Source organism: Halolamina sp. (genome assembly GCF_036626355.1).
GTDB lineage: Archaea > Halobacteriota > Halobacteria > Halobacteriales > Haloferacaceae > Halolamina.
Genome location: NZ_JAZKRY010000005.1, coordinates 38,149 through 56,134, shown reverse-complemented (window position 1 = coordinate 56,134; position 17,986 = coordinate 38,149). Strand labels below are relative to the sequence as shown.

The 17,986-nt window shown below is 66.6% G+C and carries 18 protein-coding genes, 1 other RNA gene and 1 pseudogene; 14 read left to right on the top strand and 6 right to left on the bottom strand.

Going from position 1 to position 17,986, the window contains the following annotated elements; all coding sequences use genetic code 11:
• Positions 1 to 61 precede the first annotated feature (61 nt).
• The gene (locus V5A38_RS01670; protein ID WP_332324008.1) at positions 62 to 454 is read right to left on the bottom strand and encodes a CopG family transcriptional regulator; all 393 of its coding nucleotides are present in this window, start codon (positions 452 to 454) and stop codon (positions 62 to 64) included.
• Between the two features lie 93 nt (positions 455 to 547).
• On the opposite strand from V5A38_RS01670, the pseudogene V5A38_RS01665 reads away from it, so the two are divergent.
• From V5A38_RS01665 to V5A38_RS01640, 6 genes and pseudogenes are all read left to right on the top strand, one after another.
• A pseudogene (locus V5A38_RS01665) lies at positions 548 to 730 on the top strand (hypothetical protein); the annotation flags it as partial.
• 56 nt (positions 731 to 786) lie between these two features.
• Complete coding sequence (locus V5A38_RS01660; protein ID WP_332324007.1) at positions 787 to 1,815, top strand: succinylglutamate desuccinylase/aspartoacylase family protein; 1,029 nt, start codon at positions 787 to 789, stop codon at positions 1,813 to 1,815.
• Between the two features lie 121 nt (positions 1,816 to 1,936).
• Complete coding sequence (gene sdhC, locus V5A38_RS01655) at positions 1,937 to 2,329, top strand: succinate dehydrogenase, cytochrome b556 subunit (protein WP_332324006.1); 393 nt, start codon at positions 1,937 to 1,939, stop codon at positions 2,327 to 2,329.
• Position 2,330: 1 nt separating this feature from the next.
• On the top strand, positions 2,331 to 2,699 hold the full coding sequence (locus tag V5A38_RS01650; protein WP_332324005.1) for a succinate dehydrogenase: 369 nt from the start codon (positions 2,331 to 2,333) through the stop codon (positions 2,697 to 2,699).
• Positions 2,700 to 2,701: 2 nt separating this feature from the next.
• Positions 2,702 to 3,577: a succinate dehydrogenase/fumarate reductase iron-sulfur subunit gene (locus V5A38_RS01645; RefSeq protein WP_332324004.1), complete on the top strand. Its 876-nt coding sequence runs from the start codon at positions 2,702 to 2,704 to the stop codon at positions 3,575 to 3,577.
• 2 nt (positions 3,578 to 3,579) lie between these two features.
• Positions 3,580 to 5,457, top strand: a complete 1,878-nt coding sequence (locus V5A38_RS01640) for an FAD-binding protein (protein ID WP_332324003.1) — start codon at positions 3,580 to 3,582, stop codon at positions 5,455 to 5,457.
• Positions 5,458 to 6,230: 773 nt separating this feature from the next.
• Here V5A38_RS01640 and V5A38_RS01635 read toward each other — a convergent pair.
• Positions 6,231 to 7,538 (bottom strand): dihydroorotase, encoded by a 1,308-nt coding sequence (locus V5A38_RS01635; RefSeq protein WP_332324002.1) that lies wholly within the window; start codon positions 7,536 to 7,538, stop codon positions 6,231 to 6,233.
• Positions 7,539 to 7,596: 58 nt separating this feature from the next.
• Positions 7,597 to 8,316, bottom strand: a complete 720-nt coding sequence (locus tag V5A38_RS01630; RefSeq protein WP_332324001.1) for a lipoate--protein ligase family protein — start codon at positions 8,314 to 8,316, stop codon at positions 7,597 to 7,599.
• Between the two features lie 53 nt (positions 8,317 to 8,369).
• Between V5A38_RS01630 and V5A38_RS01625 the strand changes: the two genes are divergently transcribed.
• Together V5A38_RS01625 and V5A38_RS01620 are read left to right on the top strand one after the other, a co-directional pair.
• Positions 8,370 to 9,338 carry a hypothetical protein gene (locus V5A38_RS01625; RefSeq protein WP_332324000.1) on the top strand — a complete coding sequence of 323 codons (969 nt, stop codon included), beginning with the start codon at positions 8,370 to 8,372 and terminating at the stop codon, positions 9,336 to 9,338.
• A 61-nt stretch (positions 9,339 to 9,399) separates the two neighbouring features.
• Positions 9,400 to 9,648 carry a PaaI family thioesterase gene (locus V5A38_RS01620; RefSeq protein ID WP_332323999.1) on the top strand — a complete coding sequence of 83 codons (249 nt, stop codon included), beginning with the start codon at positions 9,400 to 9,402 and terminating at the stop codon, positions 9,646 to 9,648.
• Here the strand turns inward: V5A38_RS01620 and V5A38_RS01615 are convergent.
• Positions 9,621 to 10,232 carry an isochorismatase family cysteine hydrolase gene (locus V5A38_RS01615; protein WP_332323998.1) on the bottom strand — a complete coding sequence of 204 codons (612 nt, stop codon included), beginning with the start codon at positions 10,230 to 10,232 and terminating at the stop codon, positions 9,621 to 9,623. The genes V5A38_RS01620 and V5A38_RS01615 overlap by 28 nt on opposite strands.
• A 99-nt stretch (positions 10,233 to 10,331) precedes the next feature.
• On the opposite strand from V5A38_RS01615, the gene V5A38_RS01610 reads away from it, so the two are divergent.
• Both V5A38_RS01610 and V5A38_RS01605 read left to right on the top strand, forming a co-directional pair.
• Positions 10,332 to 12,023 carry an Hvo_1808 family surface protein gene (locus V5A38_RS01610; RefSeq protein WP_332323997.1) on the top strand — a complete coding sequence of 564 codons (1,692 nt, stop codon included), beginning with the start codon at positions 10,332 to 10,334 and terminating at the stop codon, positions 12,021 to 12,023.
• Between the two features lie 42 nt (positions 12,024 to 12,065).
• On the top strand, positions 12,066 to 13,460 hold the full coding sequence (locus tag V5A38_RS01605) for an Hvo_1808 family surface protein (protein ID WP_332323996.1): 1,395 nt from the start codon (positions 12,066 to 12,068) through the stop codon (positions 13,458 to 13,460).
• On the opposite strand, the gene V5A38_RS01600 is transcribed toward V5A38_RS01605, so the two are convergent.
• On the bottom strand, positions 13,408 to 14,004 hold the full coding sequence (locus V5A38_RS01600) for an NUDIX hydrolase (protein WP_332323995.1): 597 nt from the start codon (positions 14,002 to 14,004) through the stop codon (positions 13,408 to 13,410). The two genes, V5A38_RS01605 and V5A38_RS01600, sit on opposite strands and share 53 nt — an antisense overlap.
• Positions 14,005 to 14,114: 110 nt before the next feature.
• Here V5A38_RS01600 and V5A38_RS01595 point away from each other — a divergent pair, with 110 nt between their 5' ends.
• From V5A38_RS01595 to V5A38_RS01580, 4 genes are all read left to right on the top strand, one after another.
• Positions 14,115 to 15,269 (top strand): nicotinate phosphoribosyltransferase, encoded by a 1,155-nt coding sequence (locus tag V5A38_RS01595; protein ID WP_332323994.1) that lies wholly within the window; start codon positions 14,115 to 14,117, stop codon positions 15,267 to 15,269.
• Between the two features lie 47 nt (positions 15,270 to 15,316).
• Positions 15,317 to 15,707: RNase P RNA component (gene rnpB, locus V5A38_RS01590), an RNA gene on the top strand.
• 197 nt (positions 15,708 to 15,904) lie between these two features.
• On the top strand, positions 15,905 to 16,234 hold the full coding sequence (locus V5A38_RS01585) for a hypothetical protein (RefSeq protein ID WP_332323993.1): 330 nt from the start codon (positions 15,905 to 15,907) through the stop codon (positions 16,232 to 16,234).
• Between the two features lie 57 nt (positions 16,235 to 16,291).
• Positions 16,292 to 17,524, top strand: a complete 1,233-nt coding sequence (locus V5A38_RS01580) for an MBL fold metallo-hydrolase (RefSeq protein ID WP_332323992.1) — start codon at positions 16,292 to 16,294, stop codon at positions 17,522 to 17,524.
• Positions 17,525 to 17,548: 24 nt separating this feature from the next.
• On the opposite strand, the gene V5A38_RS01575 is transcribed toward V5A38_RS01580, so the two are convergent.
• Positions 17,549 to 17,965 (bottom strand): SRPBCC family protein, encoded by a 417-nt coding sequence (locus V5A38_RS01575; protein ID WP_332323991.1) that lies wholly within the window; start codon positions 17,963 to 17,965, stop codon positions 17,549 to 17,551.
• Between the last annotated feature and the right edge of the window lie 21 nt (positions 17,966 to 17,986).

Here is a 17,986-nt window from a genome sequence, read left to right as displayed (position 1 = left end):
CCGCGGCAAGAGGCTCCGTGGCTGGGCCACGAGGGCCCAGCAGTTCGCGCGCCGCGGGCGGTTACTCCACCGGCTGGAGGAACATCACGTTCACCCGGCCGACGGCGTCGAAATCCCGGAGCCGGTAGACCAATTCGCGGATGCGGCCGGCGTCGCCGGTGCAGAACACGGTCTCCAGACACCAGTCGCCATGGTGGAGATGCTGCGTCGTGCCGATGACGTCCTGATACTCGTGCTGGACGGTGTGGAGGTCGCCGATAACCAACGTGTGTTCGTAATCGAACGCCAGCGCGGCGACGGCGTCGCCGTCGATACTCTCCAGACTGGTGTGGCGCTCGATATACTCCTGCATCGCTTCGCGGACGGCCCGGGAGCGGGACTCCATTGCCTGCTCCTGCCACGTCTCGTCGAAGGAGTCCAGCACGTTGCTCGGAACGTTGAGGCTGGTTCGCACGCACCCCTGTCGGTCGGGGCCGCACTTCGGTATTACGCCCTGCCGGATTCGGTCGTACCAACCACTAATCCCGTGTCCGGCTGCGTTGTGAGCGTGCTCCACGGCGACGCGCTCGGACTGCTCCTCGGCGCCGTCCGGGATGGAGCCAGGCCACGGCTGGGCGGTTGCAGCCACGTCCGCGCTGGACCAGCCAACAGGTGGCTCGCCGGTTTCGCGGCCAGCGTCATCCTCGGAGTGGGCCACCTCCTCAGCAGTATCGCGACGGTCGGGCTGTTCTGCCCCCCAGCGACGTATTGCAGTACGCATAAATCCATTCACGCCGTCCCCCCGCTATGACTACGGAGGCGTTCACCTACAATGGGGGGCGTATCGACCCCGGCGAACGGCAGCGGCTCCGATTCACCATCAGCCAGACGTATCTCGGCGACCCGATCCGCATCCCCGTGACGGTCATCAACGGCGAGGAGCCGGGGCCGACCGCCTTCCTCTCGGCGGCTGTCCACGGCGACGAACTCAACGGTATCGAGGTCGTGCGCCGCGTGGCCAACGACTGGGAGCTCGCGGATCTCGCGGGGACGCTGGTCTGTCTCCCCATCATCAACGTGCCGGCGTTTCTCGCCCAGCAGCGCTATCTCCCCGCCTCCGAGCGTGACCTGAACCGCTCGTTCCCCGGCGCACCTGACTCGACGGCGGCAAAGCGGATGGCCGACCAGATCTTCCGGAACTTCATCGAGCCCTGCGAGTTCGGGCTGGATTTCCATACCTCGACGCGCGGCCGGACCAACACGCTCCATGCCCGTGCGGACATGGCCAACGACGACGTGTCACGGCTCGCCCACGCGTTCGCGACCAACGTCATCATCGATACCGCCGGGCCCACGGGGACGCTCCGGCGTGAGGCAACCGCTGCGGGCACGCCAACGGTCACGATCGAGATGGGTGAGGCCCACCGGTTTCAGGGGGAGTATATCGACCGGGCGCTGACGGGTGTCGAGAGTGTGCTCGCGGAGTACGGTATGCTCCCGCAGTCCGCCGTCACCTGGCCCGGCTGGCGCACCGTCGTCACTGGCGAGCAGGAGCGAACGTGGCTCCGAGCCGACGCCGGTGGTATCGCCGACATGCACGCCGACATCGGCTCGCTGGTCCAGGCCGGCGAGCCTGTCGCCACCATCTCCAACCCGTTCGCCAGCGATCGCTCCGTCGTCGAAGCGCCGTTTCCAGGGCTGCTCGTCGGGGCCCTCGAGAACCCGATCGTCTACCCGGGGAACCCACTCTGTCACTTGGCGCAGTTGGACGAGGGGACGCGCCGGGTGGTGGCAATGCGGCAGGGGCTCGACGTGGATGCCGACGATGACTGCTGACTCGGCCGAATATTTTCCCCACTGTGCGGTGCCTGTGGACTGTTGGGACAGGACGAGAGTGTGGGTCACGGCCGCGAGACGGTAACTTCTATACCCCTCGCGCACCGAGTTATCTTGTTACATGAGTCAGTCGTACGACCGGGGAACCGTCGAGGACTTCGGCCGGTGGCGGTCCTTTACCGCCGGCATGTGGGCATGGATATTCCACAAGTTCACCGGCTGGGTTCTCATCGGCTACCTGTTCACACATATCGCAGTCCTCTCGACGGCCATCACCGGCCCAGAGGTGTACAACACGACGATTCAGGGGCTGGAGAGCCTCGCAGTCGTGCGCCTGCTGGAGGTGGGGCTGCTTGCCGTGGCCGTCTTCCATATCCTCAACGGGGTTCGGCTACTGATGGTCGACCTCGGGGTTGGGTTGGAGGCACAGCAGGAGAGCTTCTACGCGTCGCTGATCATTACGGGCGCCATCACCGTCGCGAGCGTCCCGACGTTCCTCGCGGGGGTGTTCTGAAGTGGCTGAACATTACTCCTCGTTCGATCGCACGGGCACGCGGTGGCTGCTCCAGCGCCTGACGGCGGCGTTCCTCGTCGTGGTGCTGGCGTTCCACTTCTTCCTGCTCCACTTCGTCAACCACGCCGCCGACGTGACGTTCATGGGAACGTCCGCCCGGATGAGCACCTGGACGTACTTCTCGCTGATGGTGCTGTTCCTGCTGACGGCAACGTTCCACGGCGTCAACGGTGTCTATAACGCTGTCTCCGGGCAGGACGGCATCGAGGGCTGGAAGAAAACCGCGCTGGCCGCGGTGCTTACTGTCGCCAGCCTGGTGGTGGTGGTACAGGGGCTGCGAACCGCACTCGTCTGGACGAACCTCTTCTGATAATGAGCACGCAACTCGAACAAACCGACGACGAGACTGAATCGGAGGCCGAGGCAGCTGCGGAGTCGCCCGGCCAGCGCCGACGGCGCGAGAAGGCCGACCGGCAGTTCGGCGAGCGCGAAGCCGAACCCGAACCTGACCTGGGCGAGGACGCGGTCCTGCTGAAGGTGTTCCGCTACGACCCCGAGGTCGAGGGGAAACAGGAGCCGCGCTTCGACGAGTTCCGGGTCCCGTTCACCAAGGGGATGACCGCCCTCGACGCGCTCATCGCTGCCCGCGACACGTACGACTCCTCGTTGACGTTCCGGCACTCCTGCCGGCAGGCGGTCTGTGGCTCCGACGCCCTCTTCATCAACGGGCGCCAGCGCCTCGCCTGCCAGACCCAGATAGCGGAACTGGATGGCGACGCGGTCCGCATCGAACCGCTCCCCCACCAGGAGGTCGTGAAGGACCTCGTCGTGGATATGGAGCATTTCTACGACCAGATGGAGGCTGTCGAGCCCTACTTCCAGACCGACGAAACCCCCGAGGGCGAACTCGAAGAGCAGTTCCAGACCCCCGAGAACCGCGAGAAGATCAAGATGTCCACGCGCTGTATCTGGTGTGGTGCGTGTATGTCCTCCTGCAACATCGCCGCCAACGAGAACGAGTATCTCGGTCCAGCGGCCATCAACAAGGCCTACCGCTTCGCGATGGACGACCGGGAGGGTGAGAGCATGAAGGAGCACCGTCTCGAACTCATCGAACAGGAGAACGGCGTCTGGCGCTGTCAGACCCAGTTCTCGTGTACCGAGGTCTGTCCGAAGGATATCCCGCTCACCGAGCACATTCAGGAGCTCAAGCGGGAAGCTGTGAAGTCGAACCTCAAGTTCTGGTAATCATGAAAGAATACGACGTAATCGTGGTCGGCGCCGGCGGCGCGGGACTCCGCGCGGCTATCGCGGCCCAGGAAAACGGCGCGGACGTTGCGATGGTGACGAAACTCCACCCTGTCCGGTCACACACCGGCGCGGCGGAGGGTGGCATCAACGCGGCGCTCCGCGAGGGTGACGACTGGACCGATCACGCCTACGACACGATGAAAGGTTCGGACTATCTCGCCGACGCGCCAGCGGTTGAGGCGCTGACCCGCGAAAGTCCGAAAGAGACGATTCAGCTCGAGAACTGGGGGATGGCGTTCTCCCGCGACGAGGACGGCGTCGTCTCCCAGCGGCCGTTCGGCGGTCTCTCGTTCCCGCGAACCACGTACGCGGGCGCCGAGACCGGCCACCACATGCTCCACACGATGTACGAGCAGGTGGTCAAACGAGGCATCGAGGTGTACGACGAGTGGTACGTCACCCGCCTCGCCGTCACCGACGAGGAGGAACCCGAAGCCCGCGACTGCACGGGCGTCGTCGCCTACGACATCAAGAGCGGCGAAATCCAGGGGTTCAGTGCGCGGGACGGCGTGATTCTCGCAACTGGCGGGCTGGGGCAGGTGTACGACCACACTACCAACGCCGTTGCCAACACCGGCGACGGCGTCGCGATGGCCTACCGCGCCGGCGTCCCCATCGAGGACATGGAGATGATCCAGTTCCACCCGACGACGCTCCCATCGACGGGTGTGCTCATCTCCGAGGGGGTCCGGGGCGAGGGCGGGATTCTCTACAACGCCGAGGGCGAGCGGTTCATGTTCGAACACGGCTACGCGAACAACGACGGCGAACTCGCCTCCCGTGACGTCGTCTCCCGCGCCGAACTCAACGAGGTGAACCATGGCCGGGGAATCGAGGACGAGTACGTCCACCTCGACATGCGGCATCTGGGCGAAGACCGCATCCTCGACCGACTGGAGAACATCCTCCACCTCGCGGAGGACTTCGAGGGTGTCGACGGGCTGGCGGAGCCGATGCCCGTCAAACCCGGTCAGCACTACGCGATGGGCGGCGTCGAGACTGACGAGTGGGGCGCTACCTGCGTCAACGGGCTCTACGCCGTCGGCGAGTGTGCGTGTGCGTCGGTCCACGGCGCCAACCGCCTCGGTGGTAACGCGCTGCCCGAACTCACCGTGTTCGGTGCCCGTGCCGGTCGACACGCTGCCGGCGCCGTCGACGAGGAGCCACTCATCAGCACTGGCTGGGACGTGGACAGCGAGGAGGGCGAGAACGTCTCGCCCGTCCCGCTGGGCGAGGCTGACCTCCCCTCCGCGGGGAAGGGGGCGCTCGCCGACGGCGGCCGAGCGTCGCCGTCCGATGGAGCCGACAGCGGGACGTCCGTCGCGACTGACGTCGAGGGCGTCGTCGCGGAGGCCGTCCAGGCCGAGAAAGCCCGCGTGCGCTACCTGCTCGAGAAAGACGAAGGGGTCAATCACGCGGAGGTGCGTGCGGACGTCCAGAAGACGATGACCGAGAACGTGAACGTGTTCCGCGAGGAGAGTGCACTCGAGGACGCGCTCCGGGATATCCGGGAGGCACGCCAGGAGTACCAGCACGTCACGGTGTCGGACCCGTCGCGGACGTACAACACGGACCTCATCCACACCATCGAGACGCGGAACCTGCTCGACGTGGCCGAGGCCATCACCGTCGGCGCGGTCGCTCGCGACGAGTTCCGCGGCGCCCACTGGCGCCAGAAGCATCAGGAGCGCAAGGACGACGAGTGGCTCAAACACACGATGCTCTCGTGGAACGACGGGAGTCCCGGCCTCTGGTACAAGCCGGCGGTGCTCGAAGGCGAGGAGAAAACCTACGAGCCGAAGGTCCGGAGCTACTGAACCACCAGCACTGTTTTTCGGGGTGGGTTGTTATCGGGTTCAGCCCCTCGTCCACGAGCGGCTGCGACGTGTCAGCACGCAGCTGCGGTACGTCTCAGAGTGCCTGCTATGAGTATTTTCAGGAGTGGCGTCGAAGGATGTCGTATCGGACGCCAACTCCTCTGTATTGTTTCGCGATGGTGGTAACGAATCATCGCAGTCACTATCAGTCACCAGTCGTTTCCGCATCGCTCGTCGGTTTGTGTGCGCCGGCGGACGGCGGCGCGCCTATCGCAGAGAACGGTCCGCTACCGGTCAGTTTCCGCGGGTTGACCGCGCCGCCCGCACATCACTGCCGTCACGGATTTTGTCCTCACAAGATGGACAGACCCGTGGGGTTTCCCGCCCCTCGGGAGTGAACACCCGCACGTACCGCCGCGTGACGAACGAACTACAGTTCTGGCACTCTGGCATCGGTTAAGATTTCTTGAACACGTATGTAAAGCTTGGGCTTGCGATTCGCTCTCATGATAACCGGCCGACTCGTGCCGTCGACGACTGTCCAGAAATTGATAGATTGGCGTTCGCCTGTGGGAACGGGCCACGATGCTCGTGACCGACCGTCGCCGAAATGCGCGCGATCCGCAGGTGCTAATGCTCCTTACTGCGAATCTCACGTGCTGGGCCGCGAGCATCGTGTATCGGCATGGCGACCACATCTGCCTGAAACCTGTGTTTCCGACAGTTAGTGGCGGGAACCGGGCTCACCGGCCGTTCCGTAGCACATTTTTCAACTACTGATTTCTACGAACGTTTTCCCCGAGCCCGGCGGTGAACCGGTCGCCCGCGCGACCGTCGTAGACGACGGCACCGCCGACGACCGTTATCTCCGGGAACACGGCCTCCCGTCCCTCGAAGGGGCTCCAGCCGCATTTCGAGTGGAGGGCCTCGCCCTCGATCTCCTCGGTCTCGTCGAGGTCGACGAGCGTCAGATCGGCGTCGTACCCCTCCACGACGCGGCCTTTCCGGTCGAGCCCGAACCGCTCGGCTGGCCCCTCGGACACGAGTTCACAGACCCGATCGAGCGTCAGCCGCTCCTCGCGCACCTCCTGGAGCAGGAGCGGGAGCATCGTCTCGACGCCGGGGACGCCCGACGGCGCCGATTCGAGGTCGGTCTCTTTCTCGGTGACCGTGTGGGGCGCGTGGTCGGTCGCGATCATGTCGACAGTCCCGTCAGCCACCCGCTCGTAGAGCGCTTGGCGGCGTCCCTCGGTCCGGAGCGGCGGGTTCATCCGCCCGAACGTGCCCAGATCGTCGAGATCATCACGGGAGAGCAGCAGGTGATGTGGAGTCACTTCACAGCTCACGCCAGCATCGCTCGCGATATCGACCGCTTCGGGCGTGGAAGTGTGTGCGATATGTAGGTTCGCGCCGGCACCGCGGGCGACCTCACAGGCGTCCTCGACCGCCGCGATTTCGGCTTCGGCGGTCCGATACTGGCTCCAGCAGTCGGCGTCTGCATCGCGGCCCGTCCCGCCGGTATTGCCCTCCAGTGCGCTCTCGTCGAAGCGGTCAGCGTCCTCGGCGTGGACTGTCACGGGGACAGCCGCCTCCCCAGCGTGGGCGAGCGCCGCTTCGAAGCGCTCGGCATCGATACCCATGTCGCCGGTCGAGTCGGCGAGGAACACTTCCCCCAGCGCGAACAACGGGCACTCGAGCAGTTCGTCGGGCTTCCAGTCGGCGTTGACGCCGCCGTTGATGCCGTAGTTCACCAGGGAGTTCTTGGCGAACGCCTCCTTCTGGTCGAAGCGCTCGCGGTCGACGGTCGGCGGCGACGTGTTGGGCTGGTCGACGACGGTCGTGACCCCACCCGCGGCCGCCGAACGCGAGCCGGTGGCCCACGTCTCCTTCTGCTCGTGGCCCGGCTCGCGGAAGTGGACATGGACGTCGATTGCACCCGGGAGCAGTGTCAGCCCGGTGGCGTCGACGGACTCCTCGTTCGGCAGCGAGTGGAGGTTCTCGGCGATGTCGGCGATTCGCCCGTCTTCGGCCCGAACGTCCCGGACCCGGCCGTCTGGGAGTTCGGCGTCGGTGATGAGCATACGTCAACTCCGAGCGGCCCGCTCCTAAGCTTCCCGGCCTGTTGGTCCGATCGGGCCGTTACGACGAGCCGGCGTCCAACTCCTCGACGCCCGTCTCCCGGCCGTCGACGATGGCGCGTTCGAGCGCTAACTGAACCGGTTCGGGCGTCGCGGGCCCGCCAGCGGCGGCGACACAGCCGATCGAGTCCGGGTCGAACGGGACACCCAGCTCCGCGTACACTGGAGAAAGAACGCCACGAACGGCCGCCCGGTCGGTGACGACGACGACGCCCGCGACGAGGGCGGCGTCGGCCGTCACGCGCTGGGCGATGCCGGCGACCTTGCCTCGTTCGGGTTCTGTGTTTCGCCCCACGACGGGCGCCTGGACGGAGTACTCCCCGGGACAGAACGAGTTCGGCGGCTCGCCGGACTGAGCATCGACGCCGAGGGAGCCAAGCGCCTCGACCACGGTGTCGACGGCGGCTTCGTAGCGCTCGGTGAGCCCCTGGCGGGCATTCGCGAGCGGTTCGAGCGAGGCGAAGGCAACAGTGGTGCCGGTGTAGGCGACCGCTCGACCGCCGACCGAGCGCTCGACGGGTGGGAACTCGTGGGCCTCGGCGGCGGCTTTCGCCGCGTCGTAGCCCGGTTCGTTGGCATCACGCCGGCCGAAGGCGAGGTGGCGGTGGGGCGTCCACGCCCGGACCACCGGCACGCCGGTCTCGGCGACCTCGTCCAGTAGCTCACGAGTGGCTTCGCGGTCCGCGGTCGGCGAGTCGGCCCGACCCCTGACGACGCGCATGGTCGGGGGACGGGTCCGAACAACCTAAGCGTGACCGTCGCCTCCGACCGGGCATGACCGACGGGGCCGGCAGTGCTGATGCCACATCGGGCGCCACAGAGTCGGCAGTATCCGAACCGATCGCGCTTCCCCCGTCCCTGCTGGCGCGCTTCGAACGCTTCACCTCCTACAACTCCCCGTATCCGGCTCACGACCGGGGCTGTGCGATCGACCTCTACCCCGAGTCGAACGCCGGCATCTCGCCGGTCCCGGGAGCGGTGCTCGACACCCGAACCGTTCGGTGCCCTGACCGCACGTACGCTGTTGGCGAGGACCACCTCATCCTCATCGACGTCGCCGACGACTGGGCGGACGGTCGCGGTGCGGAGCTCACCGCCCGAGTGCTGCACGTCGACCCCGCTGTCGAGGCCGGCGACCGGGTTGAGCCCGGCGACCCGCTGGGCGAGATGGTGCGCTCGGGCTTCTTCGGCCAGTGGGTCGACAATCACGTCCATCTCGGCTTCCGCCCCGCTGGCGCGAACCCCTACCGGGCCTCGGGCTCACTCCCACTCGCTCCCGATGTCCCGGTCAGCGGGGCGACGTGGGATGGGACTGGAACCGTTGTCGAGACGGGGGAGACCTACGCCCGACTGGATGCCCCAGCCCACCCCGAGCCGGGTCACTGGGCGACGGTTGCGAGCGACGAGGGGACACCGCTCGACGGCGGCCTCGCTCACTACTCCGGCGGCGGCGTATACGGCGTCGATGACCCTGCGGCAGGACGAGACCTCTCGCTTCTCGGAACCCCGGTCGGATCCGTGGCACCGCGGGCGGAGGGTGGGGTGACTGCTTCGGCCACGGCCGACGTGACATGGAACGGCGTCGAGATCCGCGCGAACGACGAGCGGGCGACGGGCCTCTCGTTGTTCGCCTCGACGGGCCCGTTCGGCGCGAAGCTCGTCTTCCACGAGGGTCACGCGTTCTCGGTTGGGGACGAGCTCTCTGTCGAGATTTCGCCGGGGGAGTCCGTGCGGCTCGGCTGATCGCTCTACCCGATAAACGCCGGCCCGTTCCGTTCTCTCGGTGTCTCCATCCCCCGGCTACTTGCCTATCCCAGCCGGCGGGCTCGTTCAGCGCCTCGACGCCGAGGACCCGCTTGCGACGGAGGTAGCGTCGGTGACGCTGAACGTGAACTATCTCCGGCAGGCGACCGGCGACCTGCGTGGGACTGCCGAAATCATCCGCTCGGGCTCGACGGTCGGCGTGAGCGATGTCGAGGTGACGACTACGTCGCCGGCGGGCGACGAGAAACTCGTCGCCACCGGTCAGCCATCACACCGGCTCTTTCGCTGATTCGCTCCGTCGACCGACGCCAACGCCACGTCGTCCAGTTCGGTTATCTCCCCGAACAGCCAGTCGGCGTGCTCGACGGCGTACTCCTTGTGTCCCTCCTCGATGTAGCCCAGTGCGTCCTCGACGAGCACCGGGCGGTAATCCCGGAGTCCGGCGCTGCCGGCGGTGTGGAGCACGCAGACGTTCGCGAGCGTCCCGCAGATGAGCAGGTCGCCGACGCCGTGGGTGTCGAGATACCCCTCGAGGTTGGTCCGGTAGAACGCGTCGTAGGTGTGTTTCTCGACGATGTGGTCGCCCTCGCGCACGTCGAGGTCGTCGTGAAGCTCCGCGTCCCACGTCCCTTCGACGACGTGCTCGCCCCAACGCTCGAACTCGTCGTAGTAGTGGGTCCCGTCGAACTGCTCCTCGGGGTGGACGTCACGGGTGTAGACGACGGGCGCGCCGGCGTCGCGAGCCCGCGCGACAAGCTCTGTGACCGGCTCGATCGCGGCCTCGCTATCGGGTGCAAAGAGGCTCCCGTCCGGGTGGCAGAACCCATTCTGCATGTCGACGACGATGATGGCGGTGCTCTCTGGCTCGTACATAGTCGATGCTGAGGGCCTGAGACTCTTAGGCGTTCCCGATACGGCGAGGTGGTGACCCGGCGTCGGCGTCTTTTTACGGATACCTCCCAAATTAGAGGTATGCGACGTGCCCTCACGAGCATCGCGATGGCGCTTCTCGTTCTCGGCAGCCTTGTCCCCGCTGCCGCGGCGGCGCCCGCACCGGCACTGGAGCAGATCGGGGCGGAACAGACCTCATCGGCTGCATCGACGGAGTCGACGGCGATAGATCGCTCGACCACCGACGGGCCGCCGGACCCCGAGGAAGATCAGTTGGGATGGGAGAATGGCTACTGGCATAACGAGTCCATCGACGTGAACCAGAGCGACGGCCTCTCCGAGGCGGAACTGAACGCGACGGTCTCGCGGGCAATAGCCCGGGTGGAGGTGATCCGGCGGATGGAGTTCAACGAGACGGTCCCGGTCGACATCATCTCCCGTGAAGAGTTCCGCAACCGCTCGGGGAACCGAACGGTCAACGAGACGTTCCGGGCCTTCGACGACACGAAGTTCGAGGCGCTCCTGCTCGTGGGAGAGAACGAGGACTCCCTCGAAATACAGGAGGAGAATCGCGGGAGCTCGGTACTGGGCTACTACAGCCCGTCGGAGAATGCGATCGTCATCGTCTCCGAGAACGCAAGTTCGCCACAGATCGACGAGTTCACGCTGGCTCACGAACTCGTCCACGCGCTGCAGGACCAGCAGTTCAACCTCAGCAGCATCCGCAGTGAGACCCGCGACGAATCTAACGCCAACTCCGGCATCATCGAGGGCGACGCGAGCTTGGTCGAGCAACGCTACAAGAACCGCTGTGGCGAGGGCGGCGCCTGGAACGGGAGCTGTGTCCGCCCGGCAGTCTCTCTCGGCCAGGGTGGCGGTGGCGCCCCCGCGAACCTCGGTGTCTACTTCCTGAAGTTCCAGCCCTACAGCGACGGGCCACCGTTCGTCGCCTCCATCTACCGCGAGGGCGGCTGGGACGCGGTCAACGCCGTCTACAACGACACCCCCGAAAGTGCGGAGCAGGTGATCCACCCCGAGAAATACGGCGAGGACTCACCGACCGCGGTCGAACTCACTGACGAGAACAGCGGGGAGTGGACGCGACTTCGCCCGCCAAACCGGCTGGACTACGCCGAGGTGGGCGAGGCCGGCATCGCCTCGATGTTCGTCTACCCGCTCTACAACGAGGGCCAGGGTGGCAGTATCGTCCAGCCACAGAACTGGCTGAACTACACTGACGACGGCTCGGTCAGCCAGTTCGACCCGCTCAACTACGGCTTCGCCTACGCTGCGGGCTGGGACGGCGACCGGATGCATTTCTACCGGAACGCTGACGGTGAGACCGCCTACGTCTGGCGGCTGGTCTGGGACAGCCCCGCAGAGGCTGAAGAGTTCCGTGAGGGCTACGAGGAGCTCATCTACTACTGGGGCGCCGAGCAGGTCTCGGAGACCACCTACCGCATTCCCGAGGGTGACTCAGCGTTCGCCGACGCGTTCCATATCTCGGTCGAGGGAGAGACCGTCACGATCGTCAACGCGCCCACGACTGCGGAGCTGAGTGAGATCCGGAGCTCGGTCAACAGTAACAGCAACGCTGAGGAGACGGCGACGCCGACGGAGACGGAGACGGAGACGACAACGCCTGCGAACAACGCCGGAACAGAGAACACGTCGCCAGTGACAGAGCCCACTGGCACTGAGAGTCCCGGCTTCACGGTGCTCACGGCGACGCTTGCCCTGCTGCTCTCGGCGCTACTCGCGCGACTGCGGTAGACACGGCCAACGCTTTTTGCCACCGCGAACCCATCTTTTGGTGTGGAGCTCCGGACACTCGCCCTCGTCTGCTGTCTCGTCCTCGCCGGCTGTTCGGCGCCGACGCCCGCGTACGACGACACCCCCGTCGAACCGACCGAGACGGACGTCGGAACCAGCGACCCCGGTTCGGTCAGCGCGCCTGCTGACCCCGAGGAGGACCAGTTGGGTTGGGAGAACGGCTACTGGTACAATGAATCGATCGCGATCAACCAGTCGGACGGGCTGAACGAAAGCGAACTCGAGGCGTTCATCGCCCGAACGATGGCGCGCGTCGAGTGGATTCGGGGCGCGGAGTTCGAGTCGACCGTTCCCGTTGAGGTGATCTCCCGTGAGGAGTTCCGAAGCGGCCCGGGTCGGGACACGACCGTCGACAGCTCGCGGGAGCGCGCCCGCGAACAGCTCTGGGAGGGGATGCTGCTCATCGGTGAGGACCGAACCGTCGGCGCGGCGTACGAAGAGCTCTACGGCGGCACGGTGCTCGGCTACTACTCGCCGAGAGAGGACCAGATCGTCATCGTCAGCCAGAACGAGACGCCCGTCGTCGACCGGGTGACGCTGGCTCACGAACTCGTCCACGCGCTGCAGGACCAGCGGTTCACCTTCCTCCGCGGCGACACCCACGACAGCGGGATCGCCGGCACCAGCGTCACCGAGGGTGACGCGAGCTACGTCGAGCAGCGCTACGAGGAGCGCTGTGGGGCCAACTGGAGCTGCGTCGACCGACCGGAACAGTCCAGCGGCGCCGATATCGCAGATCGCAATCTCGGGGTCTACGTCACTATCTACGCGCCGTACAGCGACGGCCCGGCGTTCATCCACGATATCTATCAGCGCGGTGGCTGGAACGCGGTGAATCAGCTCTACAGCCAGCCCCCGGAGACGACCGAACAGCTCATTGATCCCGAGCGCTACCCGGACGACGGGCCCGAGACGGTGCAGGTGCCCGATCGCTCGGGGGAGAACTGGCAGCGCTACGGGGGTGCCGAACGCGTCGGGGAGTCCTCGACTTACGCGATGCTCTGGTTCCAGCGCGGGCTGAACCGCTCGACGTTCTCGGAGGAGTCCGACCCCTACTCCCGGTACAACTACACCGCCGAGGCGACAGACGGGTGGGCGGGCGATACGTTCGTCACCTACCGGAACGGCGACGCCGGCGGCTACGTCTGGAAACTTCGCTGGGAGAGCCGGGATGACGCCGTCGAGTTCGCGTCGGCCTACCGGACGGTACTCGTCGACCGGTTGAACGCCTCGGCGGTCGAGCCGAACGTCTACCGCGTTCCGGACTCCAGCCCGTTCGGTGACGCGTTCCGCGTGACACGGGACGGGCGGACGGTCACCATCGTCAACGCACCCCAGGTCCGTGCGTTGGAGAACGTTCACGCCAGCGAGGAGTAGACGACGGTAGAACGGTCGGGTCGGTGTTGTCCCCGAACTCACACCGATCGTAGACGGTTTCTACCCGTTCGCGGTCGAACACTTCCTCGGGGAGCCCTTCGAACCACTGCGCGTCCTCGATTACCTCGTCCGCCAGCCCCAGTTCGGTGTCCACATCGTCGTCCTCGGCGACGGCCTCGTAGACCACGGTAGTCCACCCTGTCGTCTCACCGGTTGCTTCGTTCTCGGCGACGAGTTCGCCGACGGAATGTGGCCGGACGGGCTCCGCCTCGACGCCGGTCTCCTCCGCGAGCTCCCGGACCGCGGCTTCGGCGAGCGTTTCGCCGGGTTGGAGCGCACCCCCAGGGATCATCCAGCCGTCGGCCCACGGCTGCTGGATGAGGAGCACCCGCCCCTCGCTGTCGAACGCGAGGGTGAGAACGAGCCAGCCGGCGTCGACGACCTCCGATTCGGCTCGCTCGGCGAACGAATCGGGATCTTCAGTATGCCGGGTCTCGGTGACGTGCAGGTCGTCGTACCGTTCGCGGGGGTCGTCGACGGACATCGTCTCAAATTCCTGTCGGATAACGAAAAACTGTTCGGACCACTCGCGGGGAACGGTTCGTCGCTGTGCGTAACGACCCACTTTTGGTCGGCTTCGTCGAACCCTGACGCATGCCTACGTTCGATATCGTCAGCGAGGCGGCCATCGCCGATGGGCGGGCCACTGCTGCCTACTTCGCGCGGACCGAAGAGGCGCTCCGCCACACTGGGAAGAACCCCCGCGTCACCTGCGAGGTGACCGCCGACCAGTTCCCGACCGGGGCGTTCGAGCTGTTCGCGGGCGTGAAAGACGCTGCGCACCTGCTGGAGGGGATGCCCGTCGACGTCGACGCGATGCCGGAGGGGACGCTGTTCGACGGCGGGCCGGTGCTCCGACTGGCGGGGAACTATCTGGATTTCGCTCGCTACGAGACGCCGCTCCTGGGCTTTCTCTCTCACGCCTCCGGCGTCGCGACAGCGGCGCTGGAGGCCCGCGTCGCCGCACCCGACAGCCGGGTGCTCTCTTTCGGGACGCGGCACGTCCACCCCGCCATCGGCGCGATGGTGGAGCGCTCGGCCCTCGTCGGCGGCATGGACGGCTTCTCCCACATCGCAGCCGGTGAGCTCCTGGACAAGGAGCCCGGCGGCACCATGCCGCACTCGCTGCTCATCTGCTTCGGTCGGGGGAACCAGGAAGCGGCCTGGCGCGCCTTCGACGAGGCCGTCGAGGAGCACGTTCCCCGGGTCGCGCTCTGTGACACCTACTCCGACGAGAAAGACGAGGCGATTCGAGCAGTCGAGGAGCTTGGTGACCGCATCGACGGGATCCGCCTCGACACGACCGGCTCGCGCCGCGGCGACCTGCGCCATATCGTCCGGGAAGTCCGGTGGGAGCTCGACGCCCGGGAGCTCCCCCAGACCGATATCCTGCTCTCGGGCGGGCTGACGCCCACGGAGCTCCGGGCGCTGCGGGACGTGGCGGACGGCTTCGGCGTCGGCGGCTACGTCGCCAATGCCGACCCGGTGGATTTTGCGCTGGATATCGTCGAAGTCGACGGCGAGCCGGCTGCAAAGCGCGGGAAGCTCTCGGGCGCCAAGGAGGTCTACCGTACCGAGACGGGTGGCCACCACATCGGCCTGCGCGGCCGCGATGGGCCAGGCGGCGCCGAGTCACTGCTCGAACCGCTGATTCGTGACGGCGAACTCGTCCGTGAGTTCAGCATCGACGACGCCACCGAGCGGGCGGCGGTCGAGGCCGAGGCCGTTGGGTTTCGGGCCGAGGAGTAACCACTCTCACCGAACCCCTTAAACTGGTCAGCGACGTACTCTCACCCGGCAGAGAGAGCCCGGTTCCCGTGTCCCAGCCCGCAAGCAAGGGACATGAGGAAAGTCCCCCCACCGCCGGACGGGCGACCGGATGCAAATCCGGAGTCGGAGACGGCTGGCTCTGGAACAGAAACGAGACCCCCCACCCTGACCAGTGACGCGCGCGAACCGACCCGCAAGGGAAGGGAGTTAACCCGCAGAGGGCATGTGGCGCCTCGCGCCACAAACTGGGCGAGCGGCGGAAGCCGTGAGCCGACGGGTGGGAACGGATGGAACGGCGAAACCTCGCCGGTGCAAATCCGTACCCGTAGGTAGTCCGGCGAGCCAGGAGCGCCTGGCCGGGTGCGGATGCTCAGCCGAATGCCGGGACGAACAGAAGGGGGCTTACTCCTCTCAGCCGCTCAACACTCACGAGCGGCGGCGCCAGCCAGCGCGGCGACGTCGCAGGCCCGAACGCCTTTGGGCGGCGCCTACCTTGTCCCAGCATATGCATCGTCTCGTTCCGTTCGCCCTCGTCCAGCTCGTTCTGGGCGACTGTGTGGTGGCGTCGCTGCCCTCCGTCGAGGGAGCGCTCCGGAGCGAGTGGTGGCGGGACCATGAGTGACGACGATACGGAGCCCGCGGACGAGCGTCGTGACATCGACACCGGTGCACTGGTTGACGCGCTCGCCAGATTCGGCGGCAGCGACGCCGAGCGCAGAACCGTCGCGCGCCAGGCCGCGGATCTGGCCGCCTCCCGCAAGCACGCGCGGGACCGCTCACACCCGCTGACTGCGGATGTCGTCGTACACGAACTCGCCGACGCCCGCGAGGGCTCGCCGGCCGAGCGCTGGAACTGGTGGATGGGCGCCCTAGAGGTCGCCTACGGCGGCTACGAGCCGTTCCAGGTCCGGCGGTATCCGGGCGGCGACGACGCACAGCCGTAACGCCAGGCGCCGTCCGAACCGACGCCCACAAGCCCGACCGGCGCCGAGAACAGGTCGATGCAGCTTCGTTTCCTCGGCGGCGCCCGCGAGGTGGGCCGGAGCGCGATCCTCGTCGACGAGTCGCTCCTGCTCGATTTCGGTCTGCTCGCGGGCAACCCGCCGCGCTACCCCATCGAGACGCCGTCGCCGGAGGCAGTAGTCGTCTCCCACGGCCACCTCGACCACGCCGGTGCTGTCCCGGCGCTGCTCTCGGGCCGTGACCGGCCGGCGGTTCACTGGACGCCGCCGACCAGCGAACTCGCGCGGACGCTCGCAGAGGACACGCTGAAGCTTCACGGCAACTCTCCGCAGTGTCCGTTTACCCGGGAGGAGCTCCTCCGCCTCGGCGAAGCCGAGCAGCGCCACGACTACGGCGAGCGCTTCGAGGCGGGCGGCTACGAGGTGACGTTCTTCGACGCCGGCCACATCCCTGGCAGTGCGCACGTGCTCGTCGACGATGGGGAAACTACCCTGCTCTACACCGGCGATTTCCACACTGCTGATCAGCGCCTCGTCTCCGGGACGACCGCCCGCCCGGACGCCGACGTGGTGATCTGTGAGAGCACGTACGCCGACGTGACCCACGAGCCCCGGGATTCTGTCGAAGGGCAGTTCGCCGAGCACGTCGAGACGACGCTCTGGGAGGGTGGCACCGCTGTTGTCCCCGCCTTCGCAATCGGCCGGACCCAGGAGATGCTGCTGGTCTGCGAGGCATACGACATCCCCTGCTACGTCGACGGGATGGGAAAGGCGGTCACGAAGATGCTCCGCCGGTACCCCGAGTTCGTCCGGGACGCGGCGGCGCTCCAGCGGGCGAAATCCCACGCGCGGTTCGTCACCGGACGGGACGGCCAACGGAAACGGATTGCCGAGAAGAACGCCGCTATCGTCACCACGAGCGGGATGCTCTCGGGCGGTCCAGCGATGACGTACATCCCCGAAATCCGGGCGAACCCGACGAACACGGTGACGCTGACGGGCTACCAGGTCGAGGGGACGCCGGGCCGGGAGCTCCTGGAGACGGGGCGCGCCGAGATCGATGGGCGCATCATGCCCATCAGTGCGCGGGTCGAGCAGTACGATTTCTCCGCACACGCCGACCGCGAGGGCATTCTCGCGTTTCTCAGCGCCTACGAGGACACGCCCGTCCTCGTGAACCACGGCGACCGCTGCGAGCAGTTCGCTGCCGACCTCCGGGCAGCCGGGTTCGAAGCGAGCGCACCCGAACTCGACTCCTCGTACAGCGTCTGAGGTGCTGTCGCCGTCGCTCCCCACTCAGCCGCCGAATTCGGTTTCCAGCCAGTCGAACTGTGCGTTCAACTCCTTTCTGCGCTGGCGTTTGATAATCGTCGCGTCCATCAGCTTGCCGACGAGCGCGACGTCGATCTGGAACTCCGTTTCGGCCGTCACCACGGAGCCGTCCTCTGTCGGTTCGACGGTGTAGCGCGTGACCATCTCGTCGAAGATCCCGTCGCGCTGGCGATACGCGAGGTCCGCGTCAGGCTCGTCGAACAGTTCGAGCGTCAGCTCGATGGTGGCGATGCCGACGCCGTTTGTCAGTTCGATGCGGTCGCCGTCGACGACGACCCCGTCGAACTCCGCGGCACGCATGAACGGTTCCACGTCGCGGATCTTCTCACGGACTGCGTCGGGTGCGGCGTCGAGCGCTACCGATACTGTGAGAGAGTTCATACGGAGAGTACGGCCACCCCA

Bases quoted from the DNA above. Each gene is read 5' to 3' on its own strand.
- V5A38_RS01660 (WP_332324007.1), top strand. From the start codon at position 787: ATGACTACGGAGGCGTTCACCTACAATGGGGGGCGTATCGACCCCGGC.
- sdhC (WP_332324006.1), top strand. From the start codon at position 1,937: ATGAGTCAGTCGTACGACCGGGGAACCGTCGAGGACTTCGGCCGGTGG.
- V5A38_RS01645 (WP_332324004.1), top strand. From the start codon at position 2,702: ATGAGCACGCAACTCGAACAAACCGACGACGAGACTGAATCGGAGGCC.
- V5A38_RS01640 (WP_332324003.1), top strand. From the start codon at position 3,580: ATGAAAGAATACGACGTAATCGTGGTCGGCGCCGGCGGCGCGGGACTC.
- V5A38_RS01635 (WP_332324002.1), bottom strand. From the start codon at position 7,538: ATGCTCATCACCGACGCCGAACTCCCAGACGGCCGGGTCCGGGACGTT.
- V5A38_RS01630 (WP_332324001.1), bottom strand. From the start codon at position 8,316: ATGCGCGTCGTCAGGGGTCGGGCCGACTCGCCGACCGCGGACCGCGAA.
- V5A38_RS01625 (WP_332324000.1), top strand. From the start codon at position 8,370: ATGACCGACGGGGCCGGCAGTGCTGATGCCACATCGGGCGCCACAGAG.
- V5A38_RS01615 (WP_332323998.1), bottom strand. From the start codon at position 10,232: ATGTACGAGCCAGAGAGCACCGCCATCATCGTCGTCGACATGCAGAAT.
- V5A38_RS01610 (WP_332323997.1), top strand. From the start codon at position 10,332: ATGCGACGTGCCCTCACGAGCATCGCGATGGCGCTTCTCGTTCTCGGC.
- V5A38_RS01600 (WP_332323995.1), bottom strand. From the start codon at position 14,004: ATGTCCGTCGACGACCCCCGCGAACGGTACGACGACCTGCACGTCACC.
- V5A38_RS01595 (WP_332323994.1), top strand. From the start codon at position 14,115: ATGCCTACGTTCGATATCGTCAGCGAGGCGGCCATCGCCGATGGGCGG.
- V5A38_RS01585 (WP_332323993.1), top strand. From the start codon at position 15,905: ATGAGTGACGACGATACGGAGCCCGCGGACGAGCGTCGTGACATCGAC.
- V5A38_RS01580 (WP_332323992.1), top strand. From the start codon at position 16,292: ATGCAGCTTCGTTTCCTCGGCGGCGCCCGCGAGGTGGGCCGGAGCGCG.
- V5A38_RS01575 (WP_332323991.1), bottom strand. From the start codon at position 17,965: ATGAACTCTCTCACAGTATCGGTAGCGCTCGACGCCGCACCCGACGCA.